16 protein-coding genes are annotated in these 16,014 nt (G+C 35.8%); 2 read left to right on the top strand and 14 right to left on the bottom strand.

What is annotated here, in order from left to right; genetic code table 11:
- Positions 1–78: 78 nt before the first annotated feature.
- On the bottom strand, positions 79–1,131 hold the full coding sequence (locus AC4IFE_RS07525; RefSeq protein ID WP_490756028.1) for a M28 family metallopeptidase: 1,053 nt from the start codon (positions 1,129–1,131) through the stop codon (positions 79–81).
- Between the two features lie 88 nt (positions 1,132–1,219).
- On the opposite strand from AC4IFE_RS07525, the gene AC4IFE_RS07520 reads away from it, so the two are divergent.
- The gene (locus AC4IFE_RS07520; protein ID WP_490756026.1) at positions 1,220–2,359 is read left to right on the top strand and encodes an aminotransferase class I/II-fold pyridoxal phosphate-dependent enzyme; all 1,140 of its coding nucleotides are present in this window, start codon (positions 1,220–1,222) and stop codon (positions 2,357–2,359) included.
- Between the two features lie 152 nt (positions 2,360–2,511).
- Here AC4IFE_RS07520 and AC4IFE_RS07515 read toward each other — a convergent pair whose 3' ends face one another.
- The 13 genes from AC4IFE_RS07515 to AC4IFE_RS07455 form a co-directional block, all read right to left on the bottom strand.
- Positions 2,512–5,247, bottom strand: a complete 2,736-nt coding sequence (locus tag AC4IFE_RS07515; RefSeq protein ID WP_490756025.1) for a sodium-translocating pyrophosphatase — start codon at positions 5,245–5,247, stop codon at positions 2,512–2,514.
- 372 nt (positions 5,248–5,619) lie between these two features.
- Positions 5,620–6,231 (bottom strand): inorganic pyrophosphatase, encoded by a 612-nt coding sequence (locus AC4IFE_RS07510; protein ID WP_111953138.1) that lies wholly within the window; start codon positions 6,229–6,231, stop codon positions 5,620–5,622.
- A 16-nt stretch (positions 6,232–6,247) separates the two neighbouring features.
- Positions 6,248–6,760, bottom strand: coding sequence for a DUF7935 family protein (locus tag AC4IFE_RS07505; RefSeq protein ID WP_490756024.1), 513 nt, complete (start codon positions 6,758–6,760; stop codon positions 6,248–6,250).
- A gap of 24 nt (positions 6,761–6,784) precedes the next feature.
- Entirely contained in the window at positions 6,785–7,948 is a 1,164-nt protein-coding gene (locus AC4IFE_RS07500; RefSeq protein ID WP_490756023.1) for a hypothetical protein, read from the bottom strand.
- A gap of 85 nt (positions 7,949–8,033) precedes the next feature.
- Positions 8,034–8,966 (bottom strand): phytanoyl-CoA dioxygenase family protein, encoded by a 933-nt coding sequence (locus AC4IFE_RS07495; RefSeq protein WP_490756022.1) that lies wholly within the window; start codon positions 8,964–8,966, stop codon positions 8,034–8,036.
- 91 nt (positions 8,967–9,057) lie between these two features.
- On the bottom strand, positions 9,058–9,969 hold the full coding sequence (locus tag AC4IFE_RS07490) for a hypothetical protein (RefSeq protein ID WP_490756020.1): 912 nt from the start codon (positions 9,967–9,969) through the stop codon (positions 9,058–9,060).
- Positions 9,966–10,643 carry a RadC family protein gene (radC, locus tag AC4IFE_RS07485; RefSeq protein ID WP_490756019.1) on the bottom strand — a complete coding sequence of 226 codons (678 nt, stop codon included), beginning with the start codon at positions 10,641–10,643 and terminating at the stop codon, positions 9,966–9,968. Before radC ends, AC4IFE_RS07490 begins: the two co-directional genes overlap by 4 nt.
- A gap of 39 nt (positions 10,644–10,682) precedes the next feature.
- Complete coding sequence (locus tag AC4IFE_RS07480) at positions 10,683–11,261, bottom strand: murein L,D-transpeptidase catalytic domain-containing protein (protein ID WP_490756018.1); 579 nt, start codon at positions 11,259–11,261, stop codon at positions 10,683–10,685.
- A 16-nt stretch (positions 11,262–11,277) separates the two neighbouring features.
- Positions 11,278–11,946 carry an ABC transporter ATP-binding protein gene (locus AC4IFE_RS07475; protein WP_490756017.1) on the bottom strand — a complete coding sequence of 223 codons (669 nt, stop codon included), beginning with the start codon at positions 11,944–11,946 and terminating at the stop codon, positions 11,278–11,280.
- A gap of 194 nt (positions 11,947–12,140) precedes the next feature.
- Positions 12,141–12,617 carry a hypothetical protein gene (locus AC4IFE_RS07470; RefSeq protein WP_490756016.1) on the bottom strand — a complete coding sequence of 159 codons (477 nt, stop codon included), beginning with the start codon at positions 12,615–12,617 and terminating at the stop codon, positions 12,141–12,143.
- Between the two features lie 243 nt (positions 12,618–12,860).
- A complete protein-coding gene (locus tag AC4IFE_RS07465) occupies positions 12,861–13,247 on the bottom strand; it encodes a DUF6705 family protein (RefSeq protein WP_490756015.1) in 387 nt (128 codons plus the stop codon).
- Entirely contained in the window at positions 13,247–13,819 is a 573-nt protein-coding gene (locus AC4IFE_RS07460) for a DUF6705 family protein (RefSeq protein ID WP_490756014.1), read from the bottom strand. Before AC4IFE_RS07460 ends, AC4IFE_RS07465 begins: the two co-directional genes overlap by 1 nt.
- A gap of 14 nt (positions 13,820–13,833) precedes the next feature.
- Positions 13,834–15,378, bottom strand: a complete 1,545-nt coding sequence (locus AC4IFE_RS07455) for a hypothetical protein (protein ID WP_490756013.1) — start codon at positions 15,376–15,378, stop codon at positions 13,834–13,836.
- Between the two features lie 145 nt (positions 15,379–15,523).
- Here AC4IFE_RS07455 and AC4IFE_RS07450 point away from each other — a divergent pair, with 145 nt between their 5' ends.
- Positions 15,524–15,913 carry a helix-turn-helix domain-containing protein gene (locus AC4IFE_RS07450; RefSeq protein WP_490756011.1) on the top strand — a complete coding sequence of 130 codons (390 nt, stop codon included), beginning with the start codon at positions 15,524–15,526 and terminating at the stop codon, positions 15,911–15,913.
- Positions 15,914–16,014: the final 101 nt, after the last annotated feature.

The following is a 16,014-nucleotide window of genomic DNA, read 5'->3' as shown; positions in this document are numbered from 1 at the left end:
TGTGCAAAGTTGTTCAACGCAAAGACGCAAGAATTCATACATCATTTCATTGCCTCTTTGCGATGAATCAACAAATCATTATTTCTTATCTACCACAATTCTTTCCGCCCTGTTTGCAATTTCCCAGGCAGTAGCAAATACCAGCTGGGCTCTTTTTTCCAGCAATGGATAATCAATTTTTTCAGGATCATCCGTTGGTTTGTGATAATCTTCATGAATACCGTCGAAGAAAAAAGCTACCGGGACATTGTTTTTGGCAAAATTATAATGGTCTGAACGGTAATATAGCTGTTCCGGATCCGCCGGATCATCATATTTATAGTTTAATTCCAGATTATTCGTCTTTTTGTTGGCAGCCTCATTAATGACTTTAAGCTGGGAGCTCAGCATTTCAGACCCTATCACATACACATATTGTTTTCCTCTGTTTGCAGCATCATCACGGCCGATCATGTCAATATTGAGATCAACTACAGTATTGGCAAGAGGAAATACGGGATTGCTGGTATAGTATTCGGATCCAAACAGGCCGTGCTCCTCTCCTGTTACATGAAGGAAAAGAATTGATCTTTTGGGCCCGTGTCCAGCCTTTTTAGCTTCCTGGAATGCTTTCGCGATCTGCATAACGGCTACAGTTCCGCTTCCGTCATCATCGGCACCGTTGTAAACAACTCCGTTTTTGGTCCCGACATGATCATAGTGGCCGGAAATCACTATTATTTCTTCAGGTTTCTCACTTCCTTCAATAAAAGCAAGGATATTTTCAGAATCCGGAAGGTTTCCTCCGCCTCTTTTTTTCATAAATTCTGAAGGAACTTTTTGATAGTAGGAACCTAACGCTTTCGGAGGATTAATTCCCAGGCTTTTATAATAATTAATCATATACTCACCCGCTTTTTTCTGTCCCGGACTTCCCGTATCCCTTCCCCCCATTTCATCAGAAGCAATTACATATAAGTTTTTCTTTAGCTCATCAGCTTTAATGGTCTTATACGCAGAAAGAAAGGCTTTATCGCCTTTTGCTACAGAAGCAGATTGAGTGGATTGAGCTGAAGCACCTTCAGAAGATTTCGCCGTTCCGCAGCTAACTACTACAGCCAGCCCCAACAACGGGATAAGTATTTTTTTCATATGATAATAATTTGCTTAAAAATAACAAATTTTATTTAATCTTCAACGGATGCCTATTTTTCTTATATTTGATATAAATGCAATATAGATGGAAAAAATTTACGGATTTACACACTATTCTTTTTTCACGGAAATGTCTGAGCTTGCCCAAAAACATAATAGTTTTGACCTGTCATTAGGACTTCCTGATTTTGATATTGATGAGCGATTAAAATCATTTTTAAAGGAGGCTGCAGATTGTAATAAACATCAGTATGAGCCACTTGCAGGAAATCCGATGCTCATTAGCAATATCATTACTTATAACACAGCCCGGAAAAACAGCATCAGGCTTACAGAAAATGAGGTAACTATTGTTCCCTGTGCAACTTTTGCTTTACATACAGCCCTTAAATCGGTTTTAAATCAGGGAGATGAAGTTATTATTATTCAGCCTTCATATTATACTTACGGGCCATCTGTTGTTTTAAATGGGGGTATTCCTGTTTATTATGACCTTGATAATGATTTTACCATAAACTGGGAAAATTTTCAAAAATGTATTTCCGAAAAAACAAAAGCCGTTATCGTCAATTCACCACAAAATCCTACGGGAACCATCTGGAAACAAAATGACTGGAAACAGCTTTATGAGCTCATAAAACATCAGGAAATTTACCTGATTTCAGAGGAGATCTATGACACATACTGCTACGACGGAGTTGAACATTACAGTTCTTTTCTTCACCCTGAGCTGAGAAATATGACCTTCTGTATATTTTCTTTTGGAAAAATGTTTCATACTTCAGGATGGAAAGTCAGCTATTTACTTGCTTCAGAATGTCTTACCTCAAAATTCAGATGCCATCAGCAATACATTTCCTACAGTGCGAATGCTCCTGCGCAGTATGCCCTTGCCAGATATCTTGAAGTGTTTGATGCTTCTGAAAATAAACATGTTATGCAGCGAAAAAGGGATATTTTCAATGAAATGATTGCATTTACACCTTTAGAAGTAATCAAAAAGGCTGAAGGAAGTGTCTTCCAGGTCGTTAATTTCAGAAATGTTTCTAAAACAATGACTGATGTGGAATTTTCAAAATGGTTAACGGTAGAGAAAGGAACATCATGTCTTCCCCTTTCGGCATTCTATAATTCAAGACAGAACTCTGATTATGTACGGTTCAGTTTTGCTAAAAAAGATGAATTGATCATCCAGGCTTTGGAACATCTGCAGAAAAACCTTTAGTAAGTATAGATCAAAATCTTCATAGGCTATGTATAAAGTCTGTATTTTTTGTATTCCACAGATTTGACACAGATTATTTTAAATGGAAAACTCTTTTCATCAATAAAAAAGCACCGCTTAAAAACGGTGCTTTCAATATTTGATTCTTTGATTTAAAGAGCGAGAACTCTTACATCAATTCTTCTGTTTTTTGCTTTACACTCATCCGTGTCATTAGCTTCACAAACCGGATGCTGAGAGCCATAGCCTTCTGCCTCTACTCTGTCTGATGAAATTCCCAGTTCCAAAAGCTTAAGCTTAGCAGTCTGAGCCCTGAGATTTGATAGTTTCTGATTGCTTTCTTCATTGCCGGTATTATCTGTGTAACCTCCCAATTTGATTTTTACATCAGGATAGGCATTTAAGATTTCAGCAAGGTTATTCAGTTGCGCATCAGAACCTGCTTTCAGGTCACTGGAACCGGTTTCGAAATACAGATTTTCCAGCGTATACCAGTTGTTAGGATCTATGACAGTCTGATCTTTTTGATGTATTGAATTATACAGCTGAAACAGTCTGCTTCCTTCTCCTAAAGCGATTGTTTTTCCGCCTTTTAATTTTATTTCCTGAATGTTTCCTGTTTCATAAACAAAATCGCCGTTTTCATTAAGATGCCCTTTGATTTCTTTTGGAGAAGAAGAAACCGTTTGAAGATCTGCAGGTGCGGCAGTTGAAGTTGCATTATAAGCTCTTGTTAAGCTTTCCAGTTTCGCTTTTCTGTTGGCTTCAATTTTGTCTTTATGCAGTACTGCCAATGTCGGTGCAATTACTAATGAAACGATGGACATCAGCTTGATCAGAATATTCATTGATGGTCCTGAAGTATCTTTGAACGGATCTCCCACAGTGTCCCCGGTTACGGAAGCCTTATGAGGTTCTGAACCCTTGTAATAAGTCTGGCCATTGATATCAACACCTTTTTCAAATGATTTTTTTGCATTATCCCAGGCACCACCGGCATTATTCTGGAACATTCCCATCAGAACGCCACTCACGGTAGCTCCGGCTAAAAACCCTCCCAAAACTTCAGGTCCGAAAATAAACCCTATCAGCAAAGGTGAAATAATAGCAATGGCTCCCGGAAGCATCATTTTTCTGATGGATGCATCTGTGGATATGGCCACACATTTTTCGTATTCGGGTTGTGCTTTTCCTTCCAGGATCCCCGGAATTTCACGAAACTGTCTTCTTACCTCCTCTACCATGGCCATTGCAGCCTGTCCTACTGCAGTGATGGCAAGTGAAGAAAATATAAACGGTATCATCCCTCCTACGAATAAGCCTGCCAGAACATCTGCTCTGTAGATATCAATTCCATCGATTCCGGCAATTCCCACGAAGGCAGCAAATAAGGCAAGCGCTGTTAATGCTGCGGAAGCAATGGCAAATCCTTTTCCAGTAGCTGCCGTAGTGTTTCCTACAGCGTCCAGGATGTCTGTTCTTTCACGGACTTCTTTTGGAAGTTCACTCATTTCAGCAATTCCTCCGGCATTGTCGGCAATCGGTCCGAAAGCGTCAATAGCAAGCTGCATGGCGGTAGTTGCCATCATTCCGGCCGCTGCGATCGCTACTCCGTAAAGTCCTGCACATAAATAAGAACCGTAAATTCCTCCTGCCAGTACAAGGATCGGGAGCAGTGTAGATTCCATTCCTACTGCCAGCCCTCCGATAATATTGGTTGCATGGCCTGTAGAAGATTGTCTTACTATGCTGGAAACCGGTCTTTTACCCATCGCGGTATAATATTCTGTAATAATGCTCATTAAAGTTCCCACAACAAGTCCTACCATTATAGCACCGAAAACACCCATTTTGGTAAATTCATGTCCTCTGAGGGTCATTTTTTCAGGAAGAAGGTAGGTAACTAAAAAATAAGAGGATATGGCGGTAATGACGATACTTCCCCAGTTTCCCAGATTCAGGGCATTCTGGACACTGGAAGTGGAGGAACCTTCATTGTCATTGATTCTTACAAACAAAGTCCCTATCATAGAGAAAATGATCCCTGTACCGGCAATAAGCATTGGAAGAAGGATCGGTGCAAAGCCTCCGAATGAATCATCAGACATTGTTTCTCTGCCTAAAACCATTGTTGCCAGTACGGTTGCAACATAAGATCCGAAAAGGTCGGCTCCCATTCCTGCCACATCTCCTACATTATCACCTACATTATCCGCAATAGTGGCTGGATTTCTGGGATCGTCTTCAGGAATTCCTGCTTCCACTTTTCCTACAAGGTCAGCACCTACGTCTGCTGCTTTCGTATAAATACCTCCGCCTACTCTTGCAAAAAGGGCAATGGATTCTGCACCCAGAGAAAATCCTGTAAGAATTTCAATTGTCCTTTCCATTTCATGGGAATCTACTGTTGCATCAGGAGCGAAGATCTGTTTAATGATCAGAAAAAGAGAACCAAGGCCCAAAACTGCCAGTCCGGCCACTCCCATTCCCATAACAGAGCCTCCTGTAAAGGAAACTTTGAGGGCTTTGGAAAGTGAGGTTCTTGCTGCTTCTGCTGTTCTTACATTGGCTTTTGTTGCGATTTTCATTCCGATAAATCCTGCCAGTGCAGAAAATACTGCTCCAACGGCAAAAGCAACTCCAATGCTCCAATGGGAATTGGAATTACTGGATCCCATTACAGCAAGTAATATCGCAACCACCACTACAAAATAAGTTAAAATCTTGTACTCGGCCTTTAGAAAAGCCATTGCACCATCAGCAATATGTCCGCTGATTATTTTCATTTTCTCATTTCCGGCATTCTGCTTACTTACCCAGTTACTCTGCAGGAAAGTATACAATAAGGCGACAACGCCGAAAACCGGAATTAAATAGAACAAATCCATAGTTTATTATTTTAATATTAATAAATAGTAATTAGTTTTATAAATATAACAAAAATTCTATGGTTTTATTAATTCTGGTTCTATATTATATTTTCTGAAAATTTAAAATGGTATAATAAGGTAATATTGCAGGGAAAGCATTAATTAGATAAGAAAGCCTGAAGTTGCAAGAGGGAAGTTATTGAGGTTATAAAATATACCTATATCTCGTTTTTTATAATTGCCTTAAGATTATTAATTCATTTTAAGAAACTAGCGGTCCAATAGTAACTGTAAATCCCTTTCAGCTTCCGGCATATTGATGAAATTATTACAAATAAAAAGGCAGATGAAAATTCATCTGCCTTTATTATAATTTTGGAATGCTGTTTTTTAGCCTCCGAATTTTTCTGCGTAATCTTTTTGAGAAGCTTTGATCACTTTTTTAGCGTGCTCAGCTCCGTATACCTCATGAATTCTACATTTTGCAGGCTCATCCGGTAAGTTCTTATACGTTAAGAAGTAGTGCATTAATCTTTTCACTTCCGCTTCAGGAAGTTCAGAAATATCTCTGAAATGTCCAAAAGCATGGTCACCAATCATTACAGCAACAATTTTGTCATCTGCTTCCCCTCCGTCGATCATTTTGAATCCACCGATCGGAATAGCTTCCATTAATAATCCTCCTGAATGGATATTATGAGAGCTTAACACACAGATATCAAGCGGATCATGATCACCTTCTGTCACATCATCAGCACCAGCCTCTACAGCAAGCTTCATTACTTCATTATGGCAGTATGTTCTTGGAACAAATCCGTATAAAGCGGGAATAATATTAGAAAATTTCTGAGGTCTGTCTACCTTTAAAAATCCTGTTTCTTTATCTACTTCATATTTAATAGTATCTGAAGGAACGATTTCCACGAATACGTTTACAACATTTGGCGCATCTTCTCCTGCAGAAACCCCATGCCATGGATGTGCTTTAAAATTTGGAATCATTATTTATCTGTTATTTTTAAGTTAAAATTAAAATTTCTCTTCTAAGGTCTTCTATGGTAGCAGCAATATAGTCATCCCCTTCCATATAGTTCATAATGAAAATAGTTTTGAACTCTTCAAGATCCGCATTTTCATTCAGACCATCATATGTTTTATGGAGTAAATCGATCAAGGCATTTTTTGAGTCTACGATATTCTTCCATGAGTTTTTCGTAATATACAACTGTTGGGAAGAATTGTAATCAAATTCTTCATTGATGGTCTTTTCCGTAAGAAAAATAAACTCATGTACTGCCAGACCTTTATCGAATTTCTGTATAATGTTCGACGGTTTTATTCTTTCTAAAAAGAGAGTCATTCTCTCATAGGAATGGGCTTTGTTTTCAGAATTTGATTTTACGGAAAGGAGCCTGATCTCCTGATTTTTAAGGGTAATGTACGAATGTACAAATTGTCTCAGCAAAACCAAAAAAGGAATTGCGATAATTAATGCAAAAGCATACGGTAAATATCCTGAAAAACTAGCCATAATTTTAGACCGCAAAATTACTAATTATTTTCCGGCTTCTAAAGAGTTTTTAAATATATCAGTCTTAGAATTCTGAATATAGATAAGAGACAGAACAATGATCAGATAAAAACCTATCATCATTCTGTTGGCCAGGCTTGGAAAAACCAGGTATCTTACAAAAACAGCAGCATAAACAGCTCCAAAAAACAAGCACTGGGCCCAGCTTTTTTTACTGTTCAAAGAAAATTTATTTGCCAGAATAATGACAATAAACAATAAAAGCAGTGGGAAATATGATCCGTTAAAGTCCAGCATAATTGTTTTTTTTATAAAATTCAGATAATCCGGAAAATAGAACGGATCCGGGGCTGATATCGGATAGATCTGAACTTTTGTAAACTGGTTCATAAATAAAACAGACCATGAAATCTGGTTAAAATACTGAATCAGAAAAAAGGAAAGAAAAATATAGCCGTAAGATAATAATACTTGCGTTGTTTTAATATGAAGGGTGTTTCTATAAAAATAAATCAAAACATAAAGAAATGAATATAATATAAAATATTCCGGTCTAGTTAAAACACAGAGCATTGCAAAAACCGTTGCCGTAAGATGATTTTTCTTGATTATAAAAGTATAGAAACTTAACAGAAGCATTAAACAGGCTAAACTGTCTGCCGAAGCATACCGGCTTGCCTCCAAAAGCGGTTTGAATAACGAAATGATAACCGTTATGATAAAGGATAAAGGATAATTCTTTAAAACTCTGATCAGAAAGCAAAATATTAAAGTAAGGATAAAAACATAAGAAAATATAGAGGTTAAAGATATTGAAGTTAAAACATTAAAGCCTAATTTATAGAACATCAGGTTCATAAAATTATAAAATGGTTTCACCGAGAACAGCTGAAGTTCTTCTTCATAAGCTTTGGGATTTTTTGACAGTGTATAATAATAGCTGTTCCCTCCTATTGCAATTTCTTCAGCCTTGGAAATTTCAGAAATTTTAGGATTTATTTTTTTTAATTCTCCATATACCTTTTTATGAACATCTTCTATTTTAAGATCGGAATATTCAGTTTTGTAAATAAGCCCCATATAGGCTTCCAGATCTGCATTATAATACTGATGAGTATATAAATAATAGGACATCAGGCATAAATAGATTGAAAAAATAAAAACAAAAATATTTCCGGTTTTCTTCATTTGCATTTGAGTTGATACTGTTAAGAATGCAAAAGTAAAAAAACTATTCTTTCAGCTGCTATTATTCAGCTGTTTTTATAGCAAATCAGAGTTCAAACAATGCCGGTCTCTGTGTTACTTCATGATAACATACACTGTTTTCATCAAAGAAGTGATACACCAGGCTTTTCCGCGTCTTATTCTTGTCTGTATGAGGTTCTCCGCCGTGGAGAATATTGGCATGCCATATTAGCATATCTCCTTTTTTTGCTTTAAATATTTCCTTTTTAAGACCTAATTCTCTGACTTTGGATTCCAGGAACTCTTCATAAGCCCGGTAGCTTTTCTTACCTATTTTAAATGCACTACCTTCATTTTCATAGTCAGAATTAAGGAAATAAGGAAGTTTATGGCTTTTTGGAATATAGTGCAATGCGCCATTGGTCTCGTCCACATCTTCTAATGCAATCCAAACACCCAGAAGCCCTCCGAGAGGATAAGTCGTCATATGAATACTGTCTGAATGCGTTTTCTGTTGGCTGCCATTAATAAAGTTGATGCTCTGGAAAAGCTTGGCCTTACCATCTAAAAGGACGGACAGAAAATCCATCAGGTTTTTATCATTTCCAATATTCTTAATGATCTCAGAATGATGAATGGCAAACATCAGCTTTCCTCCGTAAATAAATTTCAGGGTGCCATTTTCCATCAGTTTTTCAATTTCATTATTGATCCTGTCAGCATCATCCGGGCTGATGAAATTTCTTACAATCATATATCCGTTTTCATCATACTGCAGGGCACTTTGTTTATTTTCAGCATTGAGTTCTTTAAAAAATGCAGTGTCAACAAGTTTCTTCTGGTCTATTCCTCTTTCGGAAGCCGGAAGATGGGCAAAATCGGCACTGGAAATGCTGGAAAAATAGTTTTTTTTGAGTCCATACTTTTTATACAACGGGATATTATGCTCTAACTTCTTCTTATTAAAAAAATTATAAATAATATAGGGCAGTTTATAATAACGGATCTGCTTTAGCATGGCTGGATTATTAGGATAAATACTTTATAAAGATACGGAATAATATTTAATTAAAATCATTCTAAATAACGAAATAGGCATGATATTCATCTTAAGAAAGTTTGCCTCTCATCAGAAATCGGGCAAAATCCCTGATCAATGTCTTTTTAGAATTCTCTATCACTGCATAATGTTTTAATTCTGGTCTGAAGCCTCTGAAAAACTCTTCAATGCTTGGAAGATTACCGCCTTCAAAATCAAAAATACAATTTTCTATATTTTCTTTGATGACGTGATCAATAAGAGTAGATGCCCCCGACATTTTAATGTACTTTTTATCATTAAAGGTACCTAAAAGCGCAATGGTATCGTAATCCGAATAAATAGCAATCATATTAGTAATTTCCTGATGGTAGTAAAAGGCCAGAAATTTTAAATGTTTCGATGAATGAAATGCCTCAAGCGTTTTCAGTAAAGTATCTGTATCATCTTCTTTATCCAGTCCTATTACGTTGTTTTTTATGAAAATCTCTGCTTCTTTGTAATGTATTTCCTTAAGTTCAGAATTTTCGGTTACTTCATCATCCAGTCTCAGTTTTCTTTTTCTTTTGGGTGAATATCTGGCAAATACTTTGGCATACTCATCAGGATATAAAAGAAAGTTCTTTTTTGTTTTTAATTTTGAATCAAAGCTGTTGGTTTCATTAAAATGATAAGCCCTCACGAGGTAATTCTTCTGGAGGAAATGCAGGAACTTTTCATTGATCTTCTTATCATCTTTATCTGAAAAGACACCAAGTTGCTGGCATATCAACGGATTATGAACAATTTTAATACCTTTTTTAAGAATAAAAGGAACAGGCATTACAGCCTCATAATCATTATAGACCAAAACATCCCATTGTTTGCCTGTTGTTATATCTAAAAAGCTTTTTGATGCTGAATACTTCCTCTGTTCTGACTTTTCCAGACAGCCTTCATATTTTTTAAAATCAATCTCGTTATATTTCAGTTTTTTAATCATAATAATCCTTCATCTGAGAAACTAAAGTAGGCATCCTGCGTAACAATGATATGATCTAAAAGCTGTATGCTTAATGTTTTCCCGGCTTCATTTATTTTTTTAGTAATGCTGATATCTTCATTACTGGGCTTCAGACTTCCCGACGGATGGTTGTGCGCAATAATAATTCCTGTTGAAAAATGATCCAGGGCTGTTTTAAACAAAATTCTTACATCTACGATTGACTGGTTTATACCGCCTTGTGTCAGCTGTGAGATATGAATTACCTTATTGCTCTGGTTCAGGAATATAGCCCAGAATTCTTCAGTCCTTAAATCTGATAACTGGTTTTTAAGAATAAAATATGCGTCATCACTATTGGATATCACAGCTTTTTCAGGAATTTCCTGAACGGCTCTTCTTTTTCCTATTTCCAATGCCGCAATGATAGAAACAGCTTTAACTTCCCCGATTCCTTTGAATTTCATAAGCTCTTTATTGGAAAGAAGGCTCAACTGGTGCCAGCTGTTATTTACTGATGCGAGAATTTTTCTTGCTAATTCCAGGGCACTCTCGTCCTTGCTTCCGCTCCCCATAATGATTGCCAGAAGCTCAGAATCGGAAAGTGAGCTTTTTCCTTTCAGCAAGAATTTTTCTCTGGGCCTGTCGTCTTCGGCAAGGAATTTTATGGTCATTTGTGTGTTATAAAAGTTATCAATAAGGGAATTCTGAATTTAATAAAACGCATACATGATGACCGGATTTTTTGACTGGTCAAGATATTTTGAGGTCGTGGCCAATGCATGGGCAGAAAGCATCGGACATCCCAAGCTCAGGCAAGCCGGAGCCGGAGATTCCTGGTCCGGAATACATCCGAAAGAATGCAGGACTATTGCCCTTTGCATTGCATTGTTGTTATCATTATCCAGACCGTTCAGCCTGTAAGCTTTTCCAAATTTTCCGTTATAGCTGTTCAGGATCTCATACTTTCCCAGTGAAGACTGGTAGGATCCTTCTGTATTGCTGAATTTCAAAACATCTGAATTCTTAATAACAGAACCTGAACCATGAGAAACAACTGCTTTCTGCAGTATTTTATCGTTTTTCAGATCATAAACAAAGTAACGGTATTTTCCGGAATGAATCTTAAAATTAATAAAAACAGCAATATCCTGATTGTAATGCTTTCCTTTCACAAAATTTTTAATTTCCAGAACCTTTACCTGTGGAAGAACACCGGAAGCATTATTTTCCTGAGACCTGCTTTTAGAGCAGGAAATCATAAAAAGGAACAGGAAAATAAATCTTTTCATTGAGGTAAGGTGATTTTTATTCGATAATCATTCCATCTTTCATAACCAGCTTACGGTCTGTGATCTCGGCAAGATTTGGGTTGTGGGTTACAATAACAAAAGTCTGGTTGTATTTATCCCTAAGGTCAAAAAATAATCTGTGAAGGTCATCTGCATTTTTTGAGTCTAAGTTTCCCGTAGGCTCATCCGCAAAAATAATTTTAGGAGAATTGATCAGGGCTCTTGCTACGGCTACCCTTTGTGCCTCTCCTCCGGATAGCTGGTTGGGCTTATGATGCAGTCTCTGTTCTATTTTAAGGTCTTCAAATAAGGCATAGGCTTTTTCTAAAGCTTCCTTTTCATTGGCTCCTCCAATTTTTGTCGGAAGCAGAACATTTTCTAAAGCAGTAAATTCCGGAAGAAGCTGGTGAAACTGAAATACAAAACCAATGTTCTGGTTTCTGAATTTAGAAAGCTGCTTATCATTCATATTAATGAAAGACTCGCCTGCAATACTAATTTCAGTATTGTATTTATTGGAATTGCTGGGATGGTCCAGCGTTCCCAAGATCTGAAGCAACGTAGACTTTCCTGCTCCGGATTCCCCTACGATAGAAACCACTTCACCTGTTTTAATGTGAATATCAACTCCTTTCAGTACTTCTAAATTTCCATAAAATTTATGGACATTGCTTGCTTTAATCATGATTCAAAAATAGTGATTTACCTGCAAATAAAAAACCGCTTTTGAGGCGGTTTATATTTTATTTTGCATTTAATAATATTGTATTTCTCTTATCCATTTATACAAGTCCTTTCCATTAATATTTTTAATTATTTCTGTCCAGTTCCAAGAGAGACTTACAAAATTGTTTTATCATTTTTTTGAATTTCAGTTTATTAATATAAATCTTCAATTCTTATCCCTACACTTTCTGCAATAAGTTGAACAGCGTACCAAAAGTCTTTTCTGTCATGAGAGTCTTTATCCACTGATGCTAAACATTCTATGAAATATTGCTTTTTTATATTATTTTGAAAAGTTGTGATAATTATATCAGAACCATCAATACAGTTATACTTTATTGAATCTTTTCCCTTAATTAAATTATATGTAACAGTATTAATTTTTGAAATTGCTTTACACAATTTTAAAAACTTTTTTTGAGTGATTTTTTGAGTGAAAAATTCATTTTCTCGCTCAGTTATAATCTTAACTCTATTTCTCCTGTTCTTTTTAACAGATTCAAAAATTATATTAGTTTCATTTCCAATAATTACTGAATTAGAATAATGAAACTCTATTTTATTAATTTCTTGAGAAAAAGACAAGAAACTTATAAGGAATGTTAATATAATTAATGGCTTATATTTCATCAATGATAAATTTAGTCAATGTCAACTATAAGTAATGTTGCATCTTAATAAAAATTTAGTTTTCAAAGTTTATCTATTGCTTTGTTAAAATAATACTTTTAGGCAAAGGCTGTGGGAACGGATTAGAATTGTAATATTGACAGGAAGAGTCTATAATATCTGTTGTATCCATAAATTTCCAATCTAACATTGAATTAGTAAAAGTTAAATAAATACGACCTGAAATATTACAAATATCTGAATCTACGTAAAACAAAATATATTTAGTAGTATTTTTTTATAAATCCCAACCCCCTCAATTTTAGTATCTTGATCTGGTAAACTAGTATTATCATATAAAATATTTCCTGAAGAATCTAAAACCTTAAATCTACCAGCTAATATATCCTTATAATAAGGGTTATTGTCTTTATGATCCATGTTTTTTTTCACCTTATTTAGGCTAAGAAAAAAAGTTTTATTATCCCATGTTCCCTTCCATGTTCCTTCATAAGGAATAAGTTCATTATTTAAATCTTTTAAATATGAATAATTAGACGTTTCTGTATAATCTGTCTTTAGAGGATAAGTTTGTTGTGCTTTGCAAGAAAACACAACAAACATTCCTAAAGATATAATTAAATCTTTCACTATTGTTTAGTAAAAATTAAATCTTTTGTTTCCGGAAGATAAATATTAATATCTGTTCCTGGAGGACATCTGCTGTCGTCAAGCACAATATCGTTTGGACGATATTCCCATGAAATTTGTGTAGAGTTTATTTTCTTTAGAATAATTTTTCCATTACCCACACTACAATTTGTTCCACTATATAAAAAAATAACAGAGTTTTGGGAAGGTCTTGTTCCTATACTGTACAATTCTATTTTTGGGATGCTAATACTTTGTGTATCTTGAAGAATAATTCCTAAAGAATTTTTTACGATATATTTTATTACTAAAGCATCTAAAAAATAGTCTTTTTTTGCACTTTTCTCAAGTTTGTCAACTTCTTTTGATATAAATAACGTAATCTCTTTATCTTGAAAATTTGCTTTATAAATACCTATATAGGGATTAAGTTCGTTATTTAAATCTTTTAAATGAGCCCCTGCTGGAATATCGTTTAAAAAGGTATTTAAAGGGAGGTTTTGTGCTGTACAAGAAATTGAGCATATCATCATTCCTAATGTTAATATTATTTTAAAATATTTTGTATCCATTTTTTTCATTTTGATTATAAACATGGGACTGCAGTTGTTGCTTTGCCATCACTGTTTAAAGTTATATTTTTTATTATGTTTTCGCCTTCGATTCTTTGCAGATTGACTTTCCCATCTAACCCCATATTTTTTAGAGTTTCAAGAAGTAGTTTTTCCGCACCAACATTATTTATTTTTCCATCGCTATTAATATATATGTTTCCATTTATCTCAGAGTCAGTTAAATTACTTTCCATTTTTTGATAGTCTTTTATATATATATTTATATCTTCCTGTGAAAAATTTGTCAACGCATCCAGATAAGTTCCGTTAAACAAAATAACATAATGCATGCCATTGGGTGCAACCACCCCCATAAACGCATTACTTAGATTTCCATAATTCCCTTGTGCTCTCGCAAATCCCAATAGCTGATCTATATCCGGAACGGAAAACATAGGTATTCCTTTAAGAGTATGATTATGATAACCTCCGGCATATCCTGTCTTATCTCCAAAATTCACACTGTGGGCACCTCCTATAATTTTTGAAGATGGAGTTCCGTCTGCCTGAAATTTATATCCAATTTCTCCGTAATTAGGATCTGAAGGAGGCAATACTGATTGGTTTTTCATATCATCCACTGCAGGTTTGGTTTTTGGATTATTGATGATACTTTTTGTTTTCTCACATGGATTATTATTAAAGGCTATTGCTTCATCATAACTCAGCTTACAGTCATTGTTAGTATCACCCGGTATATTACAGTTTTCACAGTCCAGATTTTGTACACAATCGGCTGAGGTAAAATCATATTTGGGAGGGCCTCCGCCACCTACAGGGGAAGTACTGCTTCCGCCTGCCGGATGTCCGCCTGAAGATCCATCCCCACCTATCGGTGTTCCACCGCCACCACTTCCTGTTCCGCCACATATGCCGTTTATTTTAAATAATTTTGGAGGCGTACCTCCCTGTAGGTTATGCCAAAACTCGCATTGATATGCATTTCCTGTTTCAAAGCTGTGTTGCCCTGAACTACAGGTTTCATACACTACTTCCTCACATAAATCATCACTTTTGCCCGCTATGCTGAATTTTTTTGAAGTGAGAGAAGCTGGAAGTTCTTTCCCATCGTCTCCTATCTTCACTTCCTTCAGAAGATTTCCGTTGAGGTCCGTTATATAAAAAAGCCTTTGATCTTCCGGATTGGGATAGGTCAATAGAACAGCCATGGAGTTTCCGTTTCCAGATATAGACAGGAGCGACCTTTTGTAGCTTCCAAATGTTCTTACAGGCACATGAAAAACTTCTTTCCCATTATTGGAATTCAAGTGGGCTTTTTCCAAGTCCAGTCTTTCTACCAGCTCTTCTGCTGTGAGAGCAGAGGCTACATTTTTGGAGCTGTTTCTTTTCAGACCTGTGACAAATAAACTTCCCATAAAGGCTTCTTTGGATATGCCATACCGCAAATTTCCGGCTTCACCGTTTTTGGGGTTCAGCTCCTCTTCTGTCCGGCAAGAATACAGCGAAATGCTGAGGGCTATCAATAGAAATAGCCGGAGAAATAAATTTTTTCTCATAGATTGTTTGTGTTTTTAAGTTGTTAAATATAATAAAAATTTATACTCCCAAAGATGTGAGAAAAAAATAAAATGGCAATGCCCTATTTCTGATGCATCATTATGTTCGAAAAAAAATTATATTTGTTCATCAAATTATTTAGCAATGAATGCAACCATCGGGAAGAGAATAAGAAAGTACAGAGAAGACAAAGGAATCTCCCAGGAAGAGCTGGCAGAAAAGCTGCATATTTCCCGCTCCACCTACCAGAGGATAGAAAATGGGGAAACCAATTCGTGGGTAAACCATCTCGAAAATATCTGCACTTCGCTGGATGTAAACATGGAAGATATTCTGAAACCGGAAGAAGGTTATGTACAGGTTAATAACAATACTGATTCTTCAAATTCTTCAAATGATAATGCAAGCGGTATAATCCAAAGCCAGACAATTAATTATAATACTCCCGAAAAACTTTTCGGGCAGTATGAAGAGCGCATCAAAGAGCTAAAAGAACAGGTTGAATACTGGAAAAATAAGGCAGAAGGGCAGTAACGTTTTTTTCCTGTTCTGCTGTTATATGGACAAACCTCACAGGTTTTCAAAACCTGTGAGGTTTAGAGAAAATAAAGTTTTCAAAACCGGCAGATCATAAC

The organism is Chryseobacterium sp. UF-81 (assembly GCF_058245105.1).
Note: the sequence above shows the minus strand (reverse complement) of the source record. Positions and strands in the feature narration are given on the sequence as shown.

Bases quoted from the DNA above. Each gene is read 5' to 3' on its own strand.
- radC (WP_490756019.1), bottom strand. From the start codon at position 10,643: ATGACCATAAAATTCCTTGCCGAAGACGACAGGCCCAGAGAAAAATTC.
- AC4IFE_RS07515 (WP_490756025.1), bottom strand. From the start codon at position 5,247: ATGGATTTGTTCTATTTAATTCCGGTTTTCGGCGTTGTCGCCTTATTG.
- AC4IFE_RS07525 (WP_490756028.1), bottom strand. From the start codon at position 1,131: ATGAAAAAAATACTTATCCCGTTGTTGGGGCTGGCTGTAGTAGTTAGC.
- AC4IFE_RS07490 (WP_490756020.1), bottom strand. From the start codon at position 9,969: ATGATTAAAAAACTGAAATATAACGAGATTGATTTTAAAAAATATGAA.
- AC4IFE_RS07470 (WP_490756016.1), bottom strand. From the start codon at position 12,617: ATGAAATATAAGCCATTAATTATATTAACATTCCTTATAAGTTTCTTG.
- AC4IFE_RS07500 (WP_490756023.1), bottom strand. From the start codon at position 7,948: ATGAAGAAAACCGGAAATATTTTTGTTTTTATTTTTTCAATCTATTTA.
- AC4IFE_RS07510 (WP_111953138.1), bottom strand. From the start codon at position 6,231: ATGATTCCAAATTTTAAAGCACATCCATGGCATGGGGTTTCTGCAGGA.
- AC4IFE_RS07505 (WP_490756024.1), bottom strand. From the start codon at position 6,760: ATGGCTAGTTTTTCAGGATATTTACCGTATGCTTTTGCATTAATTATC.
- AC4IFE_RS07460 (WP_490756014.1), bottom strand. From the start codon at position 13,819: ATGGATACAAAATATTTTAAAATAATATTAACATTAGGAATGATGATA.
- AC4IFE_RS07455 (WP_490756013.1), bottom strand. From the start codon at position 15,378: ATGAGAAAAAATTTATTTCTCCGGCTATTTCTATTGATAGCCCTCAGC.
- AC4IFE_RS07520 (WP_490756026.1), top strand. From the start codon at position 1,220: ATGGAAAAAATTTACGGATTTACACACTATTCTTTTTTCACGGAAATG.
- AC4IFE_RS07495 (WP_490756022.1), bottom strand. From the start codon at position 8,966: ATGCTAAAGCAGATCCGTTATTATAAACTGCCCTATATTATTTATAAT.
- AC4IFE_RS07475 (WP_490756017.1), bottom strand. From the start codon at position 11,946: ATGATTAAAGCAAGCAATGTCCATAAATTTTATGGAAATTTAGAAGTA.
- AC4IFE_RS07450 (WP_490756011.1), top strand. From the start codon at position 15,524: ATGAATGCAACCATCGGGAAGAGAATAAGAAAGTACAGAGAAGACAAA.
- AC4IFE_RS07480 (WP_490756018.1), bottom strand. From the start codon at position 11,261: ATGAAAAGATTTATTTTCCTGTTCCTTTTTATGATTTCCTGCTCTAAA.